The 15,469-nt window shown below is 70.4% G+C and carries 22 protein-coding genes; 17 read left to right on the forward strand and 5 right to left on the reverse strand.

Features of this window, described 5'->3' with window-relative positions; all coding sequences use genetic code 11:
- Genes Asera_RS18885 through Asera_RS18895 form a run of 3 tightly spaced genes read right to left on the reverse strand, consistent with a single transcriptional unit; the run spans position 1 to position 2,380 of the window.
- Positions 1-822 carry a phosphotransferase gene (locus Asera_RS18885; protein ID WP_084132220.1) on the reverse strand — a complete coding sequence of 274 codons (822 nt, stop codon included), beginning with the start codon at positions 820-822 and terminating at the stop codon, positions 1-3.
- A 2-nt stretch (positions 823-824) separates the two neighbouring features.
- On the reverse strand, positions 825-1,565 hold the full coding sequence (locus Asera_RS18890) for an HAD family hydrolase (protein ID WP_212804638.1): 741 nt from the start codon (positions 1,563-1,565) through the stop codon (positions 825-827).
- Complete coding sequence (locus Asera_RS18895; protein WP_030447949.1) at positions 1,517-2,380, reverse strand: winged helix-turn-helix domain-containing protein; 864 nt, start codon at positions 2,378-2,380, stop codon at positions 1,517-1,519. The genes Asera_RS18890 and Asera_RS18895 overlap by 49 nt, the downstream gene beginning before the upstream one ends.
- 227 nt (positions 2,381-2,607) lie before the next feature.
- Here Asera_RS18895 and Asera_RS18900 point away from each other — a divergent pair, with 227 nt between their 5' ends.
- The 14 genes from Asera_RS18900 to Asera_RS18965 all read left to right on the forward strand — a co-directional run bounded on the left by Asera_RS18900 (position 2,608) and on the right by Asera_RS18965 (position 11,710).
- Positions 2,608-2,973 (forward strand): hypothetical protein, encoded by a 366-nt coding sequence (locus Asera_RS18900; protein WP_212804640.1) that lies wholly within the window; start codon positions 2,608-2,610, stop codon positions 2,971-2,973.
- Positions 2,974-3,051: 78 nt separating this feature from the next.
- The gene (locus Asera_RS18905) at positions 3,052-3,420 is read left to right on the forward strand and encodes a hypothetical protein (protein WP_212804642.1); all 369 of its coding nucleotides are present in this window, start codon (positions 3,052-3,054) and stop codon (positions 3,418-3,420) included.
- Positions 3,417-3,629, forward strand: coding sequence for a hypothetical protein (locus Asera_RS18910; RefSeq protein WP_212804644.1), 213 nt, complete (start codon positions 3,417-3,419; stop codon positions 3,627-3,629). The genes Asera_RS18905 and Asera_RS18910 overlap by 4 nt, the downstream gene beginning before the upstream one ends.
- Positions 3,626-3,814, forward strand: coding sequence for a hypothetical protein (locus Asera_RS18915; RefSeq protein ID WP_030447952.1), 189 nt, complete (start codon positions 3,626-3,628; stop codon positions 3,812-3,814). Before Asera_RS18910 ends, Asera_RS18915 begins: the two co-directional genes overlap by 4 nt.
- Complete coding sequence (locus Asera_RS18920) at positions 3,814-4,005, forward strand: hypothetical protein (RefSeq protein ID WP_030447953.1); 192 nt, start codon at positions 3,814-3,816, stop codon at positions 4,003-4,005. Before Asera_RS18915 ends, Asera_RS18920 begins: the two co-directional genes overlap by 1 nt.
- Complete coding sequence (locus tag Asera_RS18925; protein WP_157035007.1) at positions 4,005-4,223, forward strand: hypothetical protein; 219 nt, start codon at positions 4,005-4,007, stop codon at positions 4,221-4,223. Before Asera_RS18920 ends, Asera_RS18925 begins: the two co-directional genes overlap by 1 nt.
- A 324-nt stretch (positions 4,224-4,547) precedes the next feature.
- The gene (locus tag Asera_RS18930; RefSeq protein ID WP_030447955.1) at positions 4,548-4,802 is read left to right on the forward strand and encodes a hypothetical protein; all 255 of its coding nucleotides are present in this window, start codon (positions 4,548-4,550) and stop codon (positions 4,800-4,802) included.
- A gap of 117 nt (positions 4,803-4,919) precedes the next feature.
- Entirely contained in the window at positions 4,920-6,548 is a 1,629-nt protein-coding gene (locus tag Asera_RS18935; protein ID WP_157035008.1) for a P-loop NTPase family protein, read from the forward strand.
- Positions 6,548-6,802: a hypothetical protein gene (locus Asera_RS18940; protein WP_051802640.1), complete on the forward strand. Its 255-nt coding sequence runs from the start codon at positions 6,548-6,550 to the stop codon at positions 6,800-6,802. Before Asera_RS18935 ends, Asera_RS18940 begins: the two co-directional genes overlap by 1 nt.
- Before the next feature lie 13 nt (positions 6,803-6,815).
- Positions 6,816-7,442, forward strand: coding sequence for a hypothetical protein (locus Asera_RS18945; RefSeq protein WP_157035009.1), 627 nt, complete (start codon positions 6,816-6,818; stop codon positions 7,440-7,442).
- Positions 7,439-9,235, forward strand: coding sequence for a replication initiator (locus Asera_RS18950; RefSeq protein ID WP_051802641.1), 1,797 nt, complete (start codon positions 7,439-7,441; stop codon positions 9,233-9,235). The genes Asera_RS18945 and Asera_RS18950 overlap by 4 nt, the downstream gene beginning before the upstream one ends.
- Complete coding sequence (locus Asera_RS34030; protein ID WP_157035010.1) at positions 9,123-9,452, forward strand: helix-turn-helix domain-containing protein; 330 nt, start codon at positions 9,123-9,125, stop codon at positions 9,450-9,452. The genes Asera_RS18950 and Asera_RS34030 overlap by 113 nt, the downstream gene beginning before the upstream one ends.
- An 11-nt stretch (positions 9,453-9,463) precedes the next feature.
- Positions 9,464-10,690 carry a tyrosine-type recombinase/integrase gene (locus Asera_RS18960; RefSeq protein ID WP_030447960.1) on the forward strand — a complete coding sequence of 409 codons (1,227 nt, stop codon included), beginning with the start codon at positions 9,464-9,466 and terminating at the stop codon, positions 10,688-10,690.
- 186 nt (positions 10,691-10,876) lie between these two features.
- Positions 10,877-11,710, forward strand: coding sequence for an alpha/beta fold hydrolase (locus tag Asera_RS18965; protein WP_051802642.1), 834 nt, complete (start codon positions 10,877-10,879; stop codon positions 11,708-11,710).
- A 52-nt stretch (positions 11,711-11,762) separates the two neighbouring features.
- Here the strand turns inward: Asera_RS18965 and Asera_RS18970 are convergent, their stop codons facing one another.
- Positions 11,763-12,278 carry a GNAT family N-acetyltransferase gene (locus tag Asera_RS18970; RefSeq protein ID WP_030447962.1) on the reverse strand — a complete coding sequence of 172 codons (516 nt, stop codon included), beginning with the start codon at positions 12,276-12,278 and terminating at the stop codon, positions 11,763-11,765.
- A 152-nt stretch (positions 12,279-12,430) separates the two neighbouring features.
- On the opposite strand from Asera_RS18970, the gene Asera_RS18975 reads away from it, so the two are divergent.
- The 3 genes from Asera_RS18975 to Asera_RS18985 all read left to right on the forward strand — a co-directional run bounded on the left by Asera_RS18975 (position 12,431) and on the right by Asera_RS18985 (position 14,570).
- Positions 12,431-13,312 carry an aminoglycoside phosphotransferase family protein gene (locus Asera_RS18975; protein WP_211255676.1) on the forward strand — a complete coding sequence of 294 codons (882 nt, stop codon included), beginning with the start codon at positions 12,431-12,433 and terminating at the stop codon, positions 13,310-13,312.
- 170 nt (positions 13,313-13,482) lie between these two features.
- Positions 13,483-13,689: a TM2 domain-containing protein gene (locus Asera_RS18980; RefSeq protein WP_035297661.1), complete on the forward strand. Its 207-nt coding sequence runs from the start codon at positions 13,483-13,485 to the stop codon at positions 13,687-13,689.
- A 53-nt stretch (positions 13,690-13,742) separates the two neighbouring features.
- Complete coding sequence (locus Asera_RS18985; RefSeq protein ID WP_157035011.1) at positions 13,743-14,570, forward strand: nucleotidyltransferase domain-containing protein; 828 nt, start codon at positions 13,743-13,745, stop codon at positions 14,568-14,570.
- Between the two features lie 36 nt (positions 14,571-14,606).
- Here the strand turns inward: Asera_RS18985 and Asera_RS18990 are convergent, their stop codons facing one another.
- The gene (locus tag Asera_RS18990; protein ID WP_030447966.1) at positions 14,607-15,386 is read right to left on the reverse strand and encodes an SDR family NAD(P)-dependent oxidoreductase; all 780 of its coding nucleotides are present in this window, start codon (positions 15,384-15,386) and stop codon (positions 14,607-14,609) included.
- Between the last annotated feature and the right edge of the window lie 83 nt (positions 15,387-15,469).

Here is a 15,469-nt window from a genome sequence, read left to right on the forward strand (position 1 = left end):
CTAGACGCGAGCAATTGCGGCAATGGATGCCCACGCCAGCACCCGTCGTGCATCAATGTTGAGAGTAGTGCTAATCGCCTTTGCAGTGAGTTTCACGGGGCGGTGTGGTGCTGCCTTAAGTGCGATGATCGCAGCATCATAGGAAACTTCGCCACTGATACCCCGGGGGTCAATGAGGTAGAGGCGCTCGTGTTTGCCGGCGAGGACGTTCCAGGGTGAAGCATCAGCGTGGCACAGTCCAGGCACGTGGTTGAGGGCCAGTGTGTCTAGATCCGCCAGGGCGGCGCGGCGTTCTTTTGTGGAAGCAACCTGACACCCGGGCGCGAGGTCTCGGAGGCGATCGTCGGTGAGTCGGTCGCGGAGCCAGTCGACGAGGTTCGGTAAGTCCGACGTGGGCGCTGGCTGACCTATGAGAGGGCCGAGCATCGCAGCGACTTGCTCGGGCTCTGGAAGAACGTTCTGGTCGCCGAGTGGTGTTCCGGGCTCGATCATGTCCATGACTGTCCATGTGCCGTGATCGGTGGTGCTGACCTCGTGGACCTGAGGCGATACCCCGATCTGCGCAAGTGCAACGCTAATGGCGCCTTGATGGCGGCCGTTCGGGTCGGGGCTGGATCGTAGGACGATCTGGCCATCCGGGGTGTTCGCTTTGACGACGAGGCCGAATCGGGCCGGGAGTACGGCGATCGGTTCTGCGTTGTACCGGACGCACAGCTCGTGCAGCTCCCCAGCTACCGACATCGACCAGGGCTCGGCGAGTTCTGGCCAGCGGGCGCTGATGCCCGCAAGGACATGGGTGCTTACAGCGATGGGCTCGAACACGGTCAGGCTCCGCGGCTAGGATCGTGGATCCTGTGGATCGCGTCGGCGAGGTCATGCATGTCGGCAATCGTGACCGTCGCACCGGCGTTGTTGAGACATTCGGCTTTGCCAGGCTTATTCACGTAGCCGATGCTGGCTGCTCCCGCGGCCTGCGCTGCCTCGATGTCGGTGGCTGAGTCGCCGATCAGTACGCAGTCCGCGGCCGGGACGTGGTGACGTCGTGCTGCCTCGTGCACGGGCCACGGGTTGGGCTTCATGAGTTCAGGTGCGGCGTGGGGCCGGCCGATGACCTCGGCGATGTAGTCGGTGAGGTGGTGTTTGTCGAGGTAGGCGCAGACGGCGGCGGCTGAGTTGTTGCTGACAATGACGACGGGGCGGCCGGTGCGTTGGGCGGCATCGAGCATGTCTCGACATCCGGGGGTCGGCTCGGCGGTGCGGGCGGCTTCGGTCTCGGCGGCACTGACGAGGGCTTCGATGGTGTCGGCCTGGTCGCGGTGCTGGCGGATGAGTTCGGCGCCGAGTTCGGGTGGTCCGTACTGGTCGGCGTCGTCGGGTAGCGGGACGCCGGCGGCGGCGAGTTGGGCGGCGAGTCGATCGGCGACGGTGCGGGCGGATGCGCCGGCGAACAGGTGGGCGGTCGGCCCGTCGAAGTCGAGCAAGATCAGGCTGGCAGAGGCGAGGACCTGTGCGGGGGTCATAGCGGGTAGTCCTGGGCGATGGTGTCCCAGCGGGTGTCGAACCACTGTTGTGCCTGCTCGATGAACTCGCGGGAGATCGAGGTGTCTCCGTCGGTGTCGGCGAAGTGGAACAGGGTCGAGTCCTTGCCGAGCACGTCGCGGATGACGGTCGGGGTGCCGTCGATGCTGACTCGGTTGTCGATCACCGAGTACAGGCCGAAGAACGCTTCGGCGTGGTTGATGACGTAGAGCTTGAACGAGGGTGGCATGTCGTGGGTGCGGACCTCGACGCGGGCGCTGGGCACCAGCCCCATCGCGGCAAGTTCGCGCACGGGCTCGGCGATGCTCTCGACCGACCGGCGGATGATCCGGTCGGCGCGGGCTCGTACGGCGGGGTCGTCCTGGCCGGTCTCGGCGTTGGACGGCAGCGTCGTGGGTCGGCTGACGTCGGTCAGTAGCAGTCGGATCGCGATGGACTGCGGGGTGAGGCGTCCGGCGCGGACCTTGTCCAGCGGTTCGGTGATCGCACCGGCCAGCGTCTCGCCGGAGAATCCGGCGAAGTCGATCGACACGTGCGCCCGGTCGAACGCGGCTTCGATGTGGGGCCGGAGTCCGACTGCCCGCTCGGTTCGCTGCCGTACGAACACGCCGCTGCCCTGCCGGCTGACCGTGAGGTGCTCGGCGTGCAGCTGCGCCAGGGCGCGCTTGACGGTCTCACGGGCGACGTTGTACCGGGCCGCGAGGTCGTTCTGTGAGGGGAGCTTGTTGCCGGGCGGGAACCGGCCGGTCAGGATCGCTGCTCGTAGCGCGTTCGCGATCTGCTGTGCCGGCGACCGGGGGTCGTCCGGGTCCAGATCGGACAGCGCATCCGTCTGCGTCATTGCCACAGGGTACGGGCTGACTAGCCAGGATGGCTAAATCTGCCCGACATGGTTGACATGGCTAGCCAAGCGAGTCATGCTGATCTCGGCGCACGACTAGCCAAGCTAGTCACAAAGTAGCCCGGTCGAGAGCGGCCAATGGGGCATCGAGTAGAGGAGTGGTTGTTGTGCTGGGACGTGGTACGCGGTTCGGGACTCCGTTTGAGGTCGCCTTCCCGAAGGGCCTGATGCAGTCCGGCCCGGTGGTGCCGGACTACGAGTACAACCCGAACAAGAACGCGCCGAAGGTGCAGAAGCGCGACGAGGCGACGGGCCTTCTTCAGTGGAAGGCGAACGTGACGGACCCGTCGGAGACCAACGCCAAGCGGGCGTCGTTCGCGCTGCTGTTCGTCGCGGCGGTGCAGCCGGTGCCGGAGACGCCCGAGCTGGTGCCGGGTACCGACATGCGGCTCATCGAGCTGGAGGGCCTGACGGCGGAGCCGCGGGTGATGGGTCAGGGCGAGTTCAAGTACCTGGGCTACATCTTCCGCGCGGAGGGCTACCGCCCGGCTGTGGCTGGCGGCAAGGCGGCTCGTTCGGACAAGGCGGCCTGATTCGTGACGTGGGCCGGGCTGCGGCATGTTCCCGGCCCGGCCTGCGTCGACCACGGGTGGATGCGGAGGGAGCGGGCGGTGACCAGAAAGCATGAGGCGGCTGCGTTGGCGGCGCCGGGGATCGACGCGATCCGGGATGCGTACCTGACGGGTGGGTCGGATGCGCAGCGGGTGGCAGCGTTGATCGAGATTGCCGGTGCTGCGGCGGCACTGGCGCGGACGGTGGCCCGGTTCCGGCACGTGGATCGGGTAGAGCTGTTCGAGCTGGTATCGCGGCGCTCGGACGTGCTGCCGGTGCTGGGCCGCGGGCAGTGGTTGCCCACGATGACCTACCACGTGCCGGCCCCGGGCAAGCGGCGGATTCGCGGCCGTAGCAACACATCCACGGTGCCGGTGCCGGCGGTGATTCAGCCGGAGCTGTTCGCGGACGTGGACGGTGCGGCGTGAACGGCGAGGACTCGTTTCGCGGGCGGCATGTGGCGTTGGTGTCGGCCGGGGTGTTCGACATCCCGTGCGCGTTCCGGCGGATCTCCACGGCGATCGCGGATCAGGACTACCCGCTGGCTCTACGGGCGATCGAGGACGCGCGGTCGGTGCTGGATGAAACGGCCCGACTGGCGCGGCTGTCGATCCCGGAAGGGGGCCGTGTCGCATGATCCGCGAGATTGCGCAGGCCGGGTTACTCGTGGCGCTGATCGCAGTGGTAGTGGCTGTCGTCGTCGGGGTCGCGCACGCGGTGAAGGCGTCGTTTGACGCACACGAGCGCGCCGAGATCAGGGCCTTCCGTCGTCGGTTGGCTGCTCGGGACCGGGATGCGTCGGGCTCCGGCGGTGGTCGGTGATGGCTCTGGATTGGGATGACCTGGCGGCGGTGGTGGAGCTGGCGGACGCGGAGTTGCGGGCGTTGCGGGGTGCGGTGGCGGCTCGGGACGTGGACGCGATGTCCGTTGCGGGTGAGCGGCTGCGTGTGGTGTCGGTGACGGCGAGGCAGTTCGTGCGGGTGCTGGCGGCGCGGGAGCGGGGTGGCTGGTGATGGCGCGGCGTGACTCGGCTGCGGCGGCCGATGAGCTGGTGGCCGGTTGGGCGGATGCGTGCGGGGACGTGCAGGTGGCGTTGGCGCGCCTGTCGCGTTCGCTGGGTGGTCTGGGCGATGACCGGTTGTCGCGGTGGGTGGCGGAGGCGCAGCGGCCGATGGACGAGATGTCGGCGTGGCTGGCGCAGGTGCGGCGGCATCTGAACGCGAACCGGTGAAGGGCGGCGGCGATGCAGTTGTCTCGGCCGCTCCGGCAGGCGGTGGCGGCGTCGCAACGGGCTCGGTGGCAGGTACGGGAAACGGTGATGGCCTCGGTGCCGGTACGGGCGTGGATGCGGGCGACCTACCGGACCGGCAAGACCGTGGCGTCGATGCGCTACGGGCTGCCGCAGCGGGGCGTGGTGGCGGTACGGCGGTCGAGTGGCCGGACGGGGTTCGCTCGTCGTCCGGCGGGCCGCTCGGGGGTGAGTCGGCCGGCGATGAGTCGGCCAGCTCATCCGGCAGGTCAACGGAATGTCCGGCAACAGGTGAGGAGAGCAGCAATGGCAGACGAGGCGTTGGCGCAGGTCCGGACGGCGTTGCAGGGCAAGGTGGGCAACGGTGAGGGCTTGGCGCTGGTTCGCTCGTGGGCGGCGTCGGTGCGGTCGGCGGCGGACGAGGTGGCGTCGGTGCAGCGGAAGTTGTCGGTGGCTGAGGATGAGTTCTTGGACCGTCCGGCGCAGCAGTCGTTTAGCTGGTTGACCCGGTTGTCGGAGAACCTGGATCACTTGGCGCGCAAGCTGTCCGCCGGCCAGTAGGCGTCGCGGCAAGTCAGGGAAGGTAGGGCGAGGGCCGCCCGTCACGCACACAGCATGCGGGCGGCCTTCTTCATGCCCAAACGCGGTCACGGACGGTTATCGGAGGGGTTGGGGGTCATGGCTAAGCGGATGGTGGCCACGCAGGTCTACCGGGAGTCGATGGGCCAGCGGTTGTGGGACGCGATGCCGCTGGTGGTGCAGATCCCGGTAGCGGTGGGCGTCGGGGCGTACCGGGTGATCAAGCTCGCGGTCCAGCACCCCCGCACGACCGGTGTGGTGGCCACGCTGGGCACGGCCGGGCTGGTGGGTGGCCGGTGGGCGCTGGCCGGTGTGGTCCTGGCCCCGGTCGTGGCCGGCGTGGTGTGGCGCATCGCCTGGCCCGTCTCGTTCAAGCAGCGGGTCACGCCCCGCATCCTGCGGTGGCAGCGTCGCTGGATCCGGTACGGGCGTCGCTGGGATCGGTGGATGACCCGGTGCAAGCTGACCGTGCGGGATCACGACGGGGAGGTCATCCCCGGCATCCGCAAGGTGGAGGTGCTGCCGGCGGCCGATCGGCTGCTGGTGGACGTGCCGGTCGGGATGACGGTCGACGCCCTCCGGGCCAAGACGGGGGAGTTGGCGAACGCAGCGCGGGCGTTGGCGTGCAGGGTGTGGGAAGTGCCGGGTAGCCCGGGTGAGGCGTGGGTGGAGTTCCAGCACACGGACATCCTGATCTCCACGGTGCCAGCGCTGCCGATCCCGCAAGCCGACGAATCCGGGATGGTGCCGGTGGACCTGGCGGCCGTCCCGGTCGGCATGCGCGAGGACGGGACCGGCTGGACGATCCCGCTGCTGGCCCGGCATGTGCTGGTGGCGGGCCGGTCCCGGTCGGGTAAGGGCTCGCTGATCTGGTCGGTGCTGCGCTACCTGGCGCCGGCGATCCGGGCCGGGCTGGTGAAGGTGACCGGGATCGACCCGAAGGGCGGCATGGAGCTGTCCATCGGGCGCCCGTTGTTCACCCGGTATGAGGCGGACCGGGCCGAAGCCATGGTCGCGCTGCTGGAAGCGGAAGCCGATCATATGGACTGCGTGGCGTTGGAGCTGGCGGGCAATGTCCGCAAGTTCACCCCGTCGATGACCCACCCGCTGCATCTGGTGATCGTGGACGAGTTGGCGACGCTGACCGCGTACGCGCCGATGGATGTGCGGCGCCGGGCTGAGTACGCGTTGGGGCGGCTGCTGACCAAGGGCGCGGCGGTCGGCTGGGTGGTGCTCGGGTGCGTGCAGGAGCCGTCGAAGGACATCATCCCGATGCGCGGGCTGTTCACCTACCGCATCGCCCTCGGGCTCGACACCCCGTCGCAGGTGGACATGGTGTTGGGCGACGGGATGCGTGACCTCGGTGCGCTGGCCGATCAGATCCCGTTGACGGCGCCGGGCATGGGCTACGCGCTGTCGGAGTTCGAGAAGAACCCGTTCCGGGTGCGTGCCGCCTACGTCGATGACGACCAGATCCGCGACATGGCCGCCGAGTACGCACCGATCACCACCGACGCCAACGACGTCGAAGACATCCCGGCTGCCCCCATGGCTGGCAACCGCAACGAGGGCCAGGCGGACGAGGCCAAGCGGCCGGAGCCGGTGGAAGTGGTCGACCTGGAGGAGTGCCCGCCGGCCGATGTGACGCCGGTGGTGCCGGACTCGCTGCTGGCCAAGCTGCGCAACCTGCCGGCAGCGGACGGCTCGGACGGGACGGAGGCGGCGTGATGAGTGCGGTACCGGCAGACAACGACGGGGCGCGGCTGTTCCGGATCCGGGTCCCCGGGTCGGACAAGTCGACGGCGGTGACGGTGCGGATGACCGACGAGTCGGCGTGGATCGCGATCGGGGCTCGGCATCGTCGGCTTCCGCTGACCGTGCCGGAGGCGTGGGCGTTGTTCAAGGCCCTGGCCGATGCGCTGGATACGGCTGGGGATCCGCCGGCGTTCCTGTCTCGTCCCGTCCACCGCGACACCAAGTAGGGGGTGACCTGTGGTGGCTGAGGCAAGCAAGTCGCAGCGGGTAGAGGATGTCGCTCGGCTCGGGATCATGGGCGCGATCGGCGTCATGGCCGGTGCCGCGTCGTTCACGCACATGCACGACTGGACGATGCAGGCGCTCCCGCACGGGACGGCCGACTGGTTCGGCTGGGCGAACGCGGTCGCCTCCGAGCTGATGCCCACGTGTGCGCTGTTGGAGATCCGCCGCAAGCGCCGGGCCGGCGGCTCGATCACCTACCCGGTCGCGCTGCTGGTCGCCTCCGGCCTGCTCTCACTGGGCGCCCAGGTCTCGCAAGCCGGAGACTCCCTCACCTCGAAGGGTCTGGCGGCGCTGCCGGCGGTGGCGTTCATGCTGCTGGTCAAGCTCGTGTTCTCCGGCCTCCCGAAGACCACGAATGACACGGAAGCTGTTGTCCCACAACGGGAGCGAGTCACCGACCCGGCCCCTGCGGAGGTCGAGCCTGCCGCTCCGGTACCTCCCTCGGTGCCTGCCGCTCCGGTGCCTGGCGTTCCTGCGGTGACTCGTCCGGTGTCGTCCACGGTCCCGGCTGCTCCGGTGGTCCCGTCGGGTCCGGTCGTGCCGGGCCGCGCTAACGGCCGTCCGGTGGTGATCGGCCGATGACCACCACCGTGGACACGATGATGCTGCCCGGTCTCGGGCAGGACGACCAACCGCGTCCGGGGTCGCGGGCAGCTCGGATGCTGCAGCCGATCGCGAAGGATGTAGCGGTTGAGCTGGCGAAGAAGTTCGGGGTGTGCGTCAAACCGGTGTGGCTTCGCCGTACCAACACCGCGACCGGGGAAACCGAGCTGGTGCCGGTGCCCTGCGGGGCTACGTCGGCGGCGAAGTGTGAGCCGTGCGCGGAAGCCAACCGCAGGCTGCGCATGCAGCAGATCCGGGAAGGCTGGCACCTTACCGAAGAGCCGGTCACCACCCCGGATGCCCCGACCGATGAACAGCGGGATTTGGTGGAGTACCGGGCTGTCCTGGAGTTCGCCCGCACGTCGGTGGTGATGGCGGCCGAGTGGGACCAGGTGCGCGAGCTGGACGCGGAGATTGACCGGGTGGATGAGCAGATCACCGCGGCCGGTGTGCGCGGCTCGGTCCTGCCCGGCGGCCGGAAGGACGGGACCGATCCGGACGAGTCGGCCCCGTCGCGGAAGCGGTCCACGAAACGGCGGCAGGACGCGCCGGACCTTCCTCGCCTGCCCGTCGCCAACCGGACCATCCCGCACCCACACATCGGCACCGACGGCCGGGAGCACCGGGACTCGGTGTTCCTGACCTTGACGCTCGGCAGCTACGGGCCGATCCACTCCGCCTACCGGCGTCGCGGCGCGGTGGAGGTGTGCGAGTGCGGGGAGCTGCACAGCCCCCACGACCCCAGGGTCGGGACCCCGGTGGACCCGGACAGCTACGACTACCGGGCCGCGGCGCTGGACGCGATCCACTTCGCGAAGGTGCTCGACCGGTTCTGGCAGAACCTCCGCCGCGCGGTCGGGTGGAACGTCCAGTACGCCGGGTCGGTCGAGATGCAAAAGCGGCTGGCCCCACACGGGCACTTCGCCGTCCGGGGAGCACTCCCGCGGGCACTGGTGCGGCAGGTGGCGGCGGCGACCTACCACCAGGTGTGGTGGCCCGCCCACGACAAGATCGTGTACGACCCGGACGGGGCAGTGCCGGTGTGGGACCCGGACGCCAAGACCTACCGGGACCCGGAAACCTCGGCGGCGCTGCCGACCTGGGATGAGGCGCTGGACGCCTTGGATGAGGACCCGGACGCGGAACCTGCGCACGTGGTGCGGCTCGGCAGCGTGCACCTTGCCGGGGTGCGGGGCGGCTCGGAGAGCGCCGAGAAGACCATCCGCTACATCACCAAGTACATCGCGAAGGACATCACCGACGCGGTGGCTCCGGGGTCGCGGGCGCAGGAAGACCACCTCGCCCGCCTGGCGGCCGAGCTGCAAACCCTGCCGTGCTCTCCGACCTGTGCGAACTGGCTGCTGTACGGGGTGCAGCCCAAGAACGCGAAGGCTACGGCGCGGCCGGGACGGTGCAAGGGCAAGGTGCATCAGCGGCGCACCCTCGGGTTCACCGGGCGGCGGGTGCTGGTCTCCCGGCAGTGGTCGAACAAGACCCTGTCCGATCACCGGGCCGACCGCAAAGCCTGGGTCAAAGCTCTCCTCGCGCTTTCGGCAACCGGGGAAACCACGATCGGCGAGCACGACCAGGCGGCCGGCGACCCTCCGCCGTTCGAGTACGAGTTGGCGTCCCGGGACGACCCGGACGTGCCTCCGCCGCATGTGCATTTCCTGCGCAAGATCGCCGAACGGCAAGCCTGGCGGGCACAACTCGACGCGGCGAAACAACAGGCACAGCAGCAGCTTTTGGCAACGCAAACCGTTGCGGCATAAGGATCTGGGGAGGATCGCTGTGTCCACGAAGGACGCGGTTCGGCTCGAACCTGCTTGGACGATTGACGACGTGGCGGCGTACCTCCGGGTGCCGGTCGAGACGCTGCGGACCTGGCGCAAGAAGCGCACTGGCCCGCCGGCTCGTCGCTGCGGCAAACACCTTCGCTACGACCCGGTAGCCGTTCGGGCGTGGCTCAGTTCGAGCGACGTGGCGTAGGGCGGCGGGACGTGGCGCACATCGAGGATCGTTGGTACCGACCGACGCAAGACGAGTTCGGCAAGGTGGTCGTCAACGGCCGCGGCAAGCCGGTGATGGAGCGGACGGAGAGGTACGGCAAGGGGGATCGGTACCGCGTTCGCTACCTGACCCCCGCGGGGGAGCGGCGGAGCAAGTCCTTCGCGGACAAGCAGAAGGGCGATGCTGAGGCGTTCCTCATCACCGTTGAGTCCGAGAAGCGGCGAGGGACCTACGTCGATCCCACCGCCGGCAAGGTCTTGTTCCGCGACTACGCGGAGCAGTGGATGCGCGGACAGACGTTCGATGAGTCGACCCGCGAATCGGTCGAGTACCGCGTTCGCAAGCACCTCTATCCGATGCTTGGGGATCGTCCGCTGAGCAAGATCAACCCTGGATTGATCCGGGATTGGGACCGCTCGCTGTACGACGTGTTGTCGGCGTCCACGCGCTCGGTCGTGTTTGCTCACCTACGCGCCATCCTCGGCGCGGCTGTCGATGACGAGAAGATCGTCAAGAACCCATGCACAGCGCGCTCTGTGCGGCAACCGCGGCCCACTGAACGGCGCGTCGTTCCTTGGACTCGCGAACAGGTGGCCGCGATCCGCCGGGCGGTCCCTGAGCGGTACCGACTGGTGGTGGACCTCGGCGCCGGTTGCGGCCTGCGTCAGGGCGAGATCTTCGGCTTGTCTCCCGATGATGTGGACCTGGACGCCGGAGTGATCCATGTGCGGAGGCAGGTCAAGCGGGTCCGCTCGCGGTTGGTCTTCGGCCTGCCCAAGAACGATCGCGACCGGCACGTGCCGCTTCCTAGCATGATCGCGCGCCGAATCGAGGACCACATCGACGGTGGTCGGTTCGGCCCGACCTCGATCACGCTGCCGTGGGAGAACCCGCTGACCGGGAAGCCGACCACGGTGGACCTGCTGTTGACGACGACCCGGAACGGTGCGCTCAACCGGTCGACGTTCGACAGCAAGATGTGGCATCCCGCCTTGGCCCTGGCGGGCATCGAACGGTCGCGCGCGACCGGTGTCCACGCGCTGCGGCACTTCTACGCCTCGGCGCTGCTGGACGCGGGGGAGAACATCAAGAGCCTGTCGAGCTACCTCGGGCACCACGATCCCGGCTTCACGCTGCGGGTGTACACGCACCTGATGCCGTCGAGCGAGGACAGGGCGCGTCGCGCGATCGACAGTGTGCTGGGCGGAGACGAGTAACCCCCACGCGACCCCCGGGGCCGTGTTGCTCGGGTGTTTTGCCTGGTCAGAGGCAATCTCGTGACAGTCCCCGGCGTACCGGCCGACTCGTCCGCCCCACCCCGGCCCGGCCGTGTGCTCGGTGCGTGGCGCTGCGGCCGAGGCCCAGCTTTTTCTGGTGGGGGCGGGGGACGGTTGAATGGGGGGATGACGACGCTGAGCGAATGGGTGCCGCCGGCCACCCACGGGCTGGATCTGCCGGACGGTCGGCGGCTGACCTACTGCCTCTACGGGCCGGACGACGGCGTACCGGTGGTGTCGTCGAATCCGACGCCGCACATCCGGTGGGAGCGCCCGGACGTGATCGAGGCGTACCACCGGGTCGGGGTCCGGGTCCTGTCGTACGACCGGCCCGGGTACGGCGGATCGTCTCGGCAGCCCGGTCGTACCGTCGCCGATGCCGCATCCGACGTGGCGGCGCTGGCCGACGCGCAGGGCTGGGACCGGTTCGCGGTCACCGGCTTCTCCGGCGGCGGGGCACCCGCGCTGGCCTGCGGGGTGTTGTTACGAGGCCGGGTGACGCGGTGCGCGGTGGTGGCGGGAACCGCTCCCTACGACGCGCCGGGGCTGGACTTCTTCGCCGGCATGTCGCCGGACAATGCCGACGGCTTCCGGCTGGCCACCCGTGGCGCGGGGGATTTCCGGGCGCGTACCGACCGGGTGGCGGCAGAGGTACTCGCGGAGCTGGCCGCCGCCGCGCCGGACGGCGGTCGGCTCGCCCGGATGCGGGCGATGCTGCTGGACGGGCGCGACGGCTGGACCGACGACATGGTGTCGCTGGTGCGCCCGTGGGGTTTCGCCGTGCGCGACATCGCCGTACCGGTCGGTGTCTGGTACAGCCCCGACGACCGCAACAGCCCGCCCGGCCACGGCGAGTGGCTGCTCGCCGCCGTCGAACGGGCCGAGGGGCACCGCTACGCGGGCGGTCACGAGCCGGGACCCGACACCGCCGACCAGGTGCTGCGCTGGCTCATGGCCTGAGCCACGACGGCCGCGCGGGCGGGCGGGACGACCTCGGTGCTGCGGTCGGTGTTCAGGGGCGGTCGATCGCGTACATGGTCTGCCGGGCGTCCCAGGCGAAGTAGCGCTCGACGAGGTGCATGCCGAGCGACTCCAGCAGCCGGCGGGACCGGTCGTTCGCTTCCTGGGTGAGGGCGACGATGCGCGGCGCCTCCACCGCCGGGTACTGCTCGAAGCCCCAGTCCAGGATCGCGGCGACGGCCTCGCGCGCGTAGCCGTGGCCCCAGTGCGCGCGGGCGAACACGTACCCGACCTCGGGTACGCCGCCGGCGCTCTCCCGGTCGCACGGGCGGAGGCTGACGAACCCGATCGGTGCCGTGTCGGTGCAGGCGATGAACACGTTGGGCGTGCCGAACGCCTTGACGATCGACCGGCGCCGTTCCTCGACCGGCCGGACCCCGCCGAGGTACTGCCAGGTCTGCGGATCACCACCCAGCTCGACCAGGAACTGCTCGTCGGACGCGGTGAAGGCGCGCAGCACGAGCCGGTCGGTGGTCAGCGGCTTCGGCAGCCAGGCGGCATCGGTCATCCGGAGATCCTCCCACCGCCGTACCCGGCCATGGCTGGCCCGCCGCCGGTGATCCTCGACTCGGACGGCTCGGCGTGTCTCGGGTTCGCGCGAGGGGTCGGCGAGCGGCCGGCGGGTTGGGGCGGGTCGCCTTCGTGGCGTACGGTGCGGCGGTGAGTGCGCAGCGGATGCCGGCCGCGGAGGTGCCGGTCTCGGTCGAGTTGGTGCGGCGGTTGGTGGCCGAGCAGCGGCCGGACCTCGCGGGTCTGGCCGTGTCGGTACTGGCGAACGGGTGGGACAACCTGGTCTGCCGGCTGGGCGAGCGGCTGCTGGTGCGGTTGCCGCGCCGGGCGATGGCGGCCGAACTGGTCGAGCACGAGCAGCGCTGGCTGCCGGAACTGGCGCCGCGACTGCCGCTGCCGGTCCCGGCGCCGATGTTCGTGGGCCGACCGGCGCTCGGCTACCCGTGGTCCTGGAGCATCGTGCCGTACCTGCCGGGCCACGTTGCCGCGGAGAAGCCGCCGGTGAGCCCGGCCGCCGCGGCGGTGGCGCTGGGCGGGTTCCTCGCCGCGCTGCACACGCCGGCACCGCCGGACGCGCCGCCGCACACCTCGCGCGGCATCCCGCTGCCCCGGCGGGCGGAGGGCGTCGCCGAGCAACTGGCGCGGCTCGACGACCGGTCCCGGCGGGTGGCGGCGGCGGGGCTGTGGCAGGCGGTACTGGACGTGCCCGGCTGGCCGGGTCCGCCGCAGTGGCTGCACGGCGATCTGCATCCGGCGAACATCCTGGTGCACCGCGGTGAGCTCAGCGCAGTGGTCGACTTCGGCGACCTGACCGCCGGCGATCCGGCCGGCGACCTGTCGGTGGCCTGGATGCTGTTCGACGCCGAGCACCGGGCGAGGTTCCGCGCCGCGTACGGGGCGGCCGACGACCACACGTGGCAGCGGGCGCGGGGCTGGGCGCTGGTACTGGCGCTGGTATTCGTGACGTTCTCGGCGGACAACCCGACGATGGCCGGGATCGGCGAGCGCACCCTCGACGCCGTGCTGTCCTGAGCCGCCGACCGCGGACTGCCCAGCGGGCCCGCACGCAGGCGCCGGGGAGCACGTCGCAGGTGCCGCGAGGTCACCCGGGAGGTGGGTGGCCGGGGTTGGCCGCATGTCCGGTCTGTGCCGTGCCGTACGATCACTGGCAGTGGTGTGAGCCCGGGGCGGGGGAGGCTTCGATGCGGGACAGGTCGCTCGGACTGGCGTACGTGTTGTGGTTCTTCCTCGGGCTGCTGGGGATCCACCAGTTCTATCTGGGCAAGATCGGCCGCGGCGTTCTTTACCTGCTCACCGGCGGTGTGCTGGGCATCGGTTGGCTCATCGACCTGTTCACGCTGCCGGCACAGACCCGGCGGGTGAACGCGGAGCGCCGGGTCGGCCTGTGAGGTGACGCCGGGGCGGCCGAGGTGACGCTCGGCGACGGAGCATCATGGCCGACATGACCACCCGACCGCCTGCCCTGGCCGGTCTGCCGGACCGGTACCTGCCGCTGTACGACGCGGCGATCGCGGTGTTCGCCGCCGACGAGCGGGTGCGCGCGGTGTGGCTACACGGCGCGTGCGGTCGCGGCGCCGCCGACGCCGGGTCGGATCTGGACCTGTCCGTGGCCGTGCGGGACGAGGACTTCGACGCGTTCGCCGCACAGTGGCGCGACTGGCTCGCCGCGATCACCCCGACGCTCGTGGCGCGCCCGATCGCGCCCGGCAGTTTCTACTGCCTGACCACCGACTGCGCCCGGCTCGACGTGATCTCCACCCGGGTGTCGGCGGTCCCGGACACCGGGCACACGCTGCGCCGGCGCGTCGCCGTACTGGACCGGGACGGGTTGGACGCGCTGGTGCCCGCGCCCGCGGATCCGGGCCCGGACCCCGAGCGGATCGCCTGGATCATCGAGGAGGTGCTGCGCCAGCAGGCGAACTGGCCGACCGTGTACGTGCGGCGCGACTGGCTGCTCGGCCAGGTCGGCGTGCAGCAGGTCCAGCTCTATCTGTACGAGCTGTGCGCGGAGGCGAACCAGCCGATGCCGGGCATGGGGCCGAAGCAGTGGAGCGCGAAGCTGACCGCCGCGCAGCGCGACCTGCTGGCGGCGCTGCCCCAGCCGACCGCCGACCCGGACTCGGTCGAGCGGGCCCGGGAGGCGGCGATGACGGTGTTCCTGCGCGAGGCCCGCGCGATCGCCACCGCGACCGGCGTCGCCTGGCCGACCGAACTGGAGGACGGGGTACGCGCCTTCCTCGCCGCCGAGGGGTTCGTGCTCAGCCGCTGATCGACGTGCGCCGCAACCCGTCCCTGGTGGACGACGTCAGCGCTTGCGCAGCCGCAGGCTGGTCCAGCTGGCGTCGGCGGTCCAGCCGCCGTCGACCGGCAGCGCGACCCCGTTGACGAACCCCGACCGCTCCGGGTCGGCGAGGAACGCCACCGCGGTCGCGATGTCGCCGGGCACGGCGAACCGGCCCATCGGTACCCGCTGCTCGATGTCGTCGTCGGTGTAGCCGCCGGAGGCCTGGTCGGCGGCGTCCATCTCGGTCTTCACCCAACCCGGGCAGACCGCGTTGACCCGCACGCCCCGGCCGCCCCACTCCGCGGCGAGGGTACGGGTCAGCCCCACCAGCCCGTGCTTGGACGTGTTGTACGCCGCGCGGTCGGACACGGCGTGCAGCCCGGCGATGGAGGCGATGTTGACGATCGCGCCGGAACCGGCGGCGAGCATCGGCCGGCCGAACGCCTGGCAGGTCAGGAACGGGCCGGTCAGGTTCACCGCGAGCACCCGGCGCCACTGCTCGACGCTGGTCGTCTCGGCCGGCTCCAGCAGCGAGATGCCGGCGTTGTTGACCAGCACGTCGACCCGCCCGTACCGGTCGGCGACTCCGTCGGCGAGCCGCGCCACCGACGCCTCGTCGGCGACGTCTCCGGTCACCGCGATCGCCTCGACGCCGTGCCGGAGCACCGCGGTGAGGGTGTCGGTCGGCTCGCGCAGGTCGGTCAGCGCCAGCGCGTAGCCCTCGCTGGCCAGTTGCTCGGCGATCTGCCGGCCGATCCCTTGCGCCGCACCGGTCACGACCGCCACCCGAGGTCCGCTCATGCCGCCGACCCTACCGCCGCCGCGAGCCGGGCCGCCCGGAACGGGTAACGATCGGGACGAACCCCACGCGCATCCCGGTCCGG

Source organism: Actinocatenispora sera (assembly GCF_018324685.1).
GTDB lineage: Bacteria > Actinomycetota > Actinomycetes > Mycobacteriales > Micromonosporaceae > Actinocatenispora > Actinocatenispora sera.

Bases quoted from the DNA above. Each gene is read 5' to 3' on its own strand.
- Asera_RS18895 (WP_030447949.1), bottom strand. From the start codon at position 2,380: ATGACGCAGACGGATGCGCTGTCCGATCTGGACCCGGACGACCCCCGG.
- Asera_RS18900 (WP_212804640.1), top strand. From the start codon at position 2,608: ATGCAGTCCGGCCCGGTGGTGCCGGACTACGAGTACAACCCGAACAAG.
- Asera_RS18915 (WP_030447952.1), top strand. From the start codon at position 3,626: ATGATCCGCGAGATTGCGCAGGCCGGGTTACTCGTGGCGCTGATCGCA.
- Asera_RS18920 (WP_030447953.1), top strand. From the start codon at position 3,814: ATGGCTCTGGATTGGGATGACCTGGCGGCGGTGGTGGAGCTGGCGGAC.
- Asera_RS18925 (WP_157035007.1), top strand. From the start codon at position 4,005: ATGGCGCGGCGTGACTCGGCTGCGGCGGCCGATGAGCTGGTGGCCGGT.
- Asera_RS18930 (WP_030447955.1), top strand. From the start codon at position 4,548: ATGGCAGACGAGGCGTTGGCGCAGGTCCGGACGGCGTTGCAGGGCAAG.
- Asera_RS18935 (WP_157035008.1), top strand. From the start codon at position 4,920: ATGGCTAAGCGGATGGTGGCCACGCAGGTCTACCGGGAGTCGATGGGC.
- Asera_RS18940 (WP_051802640.1), top strand. From the start codon at position 6,548: ATGAGTGCGGTACCGGCAGACAACGACGGGGCGCGGCTGTTCCGGATC.
- Asera_RS18950 (WP_051802641.1), top strand. From the start codon at position 7,439: ATGACCACCACCGTGGACACGATGATGCTGCCCGGTCTCGGGCAGGAC.
- Asera_RS34030 (WP_157035010.1), top strand. From the start codon at position 9,123: ATGTGCATTTCCTGCGCAAGATCGCCGAACGGCAAGCCTGGCGGGCAC.
- Asera_RS18965 (WP_051802642.1), top strand. From the start codon at position 10,877: ATGACGACGCTGAGCGAATGGGTGCCGCCGGCCACCCACGGGCTGGAT.
- Asera_RS18970 (WP_030447962.1), bottom strand. From the start codon at position 12,278: ATGACCGATGCCGCCTGGCTGCCGAAGCCGCTGACCACCGACCGGCTC.
- Asera_RS18980 (WP_035297661.1), top strand. From the start codon at position 13,483: ATGCGGGACAGGTCGCTCGGACTGGCGTACGTGTTGTGGTTCTTCCTC.
- Asera_RS18985 (WP_157035011.1), top strand. From the start codon at position 13,743: ATGACCACCCGACCGCCTGCCCTGGCCGGTCTGCCGGACCGGTACCTG.
- Asera_RS18990 (WP_030447966.1), bottom strand. From the start codon at position 15,386: ATGAGCGGACCTCGGGTGGCGGTCGTGACCGGTGCGGCGCAAGGGATC.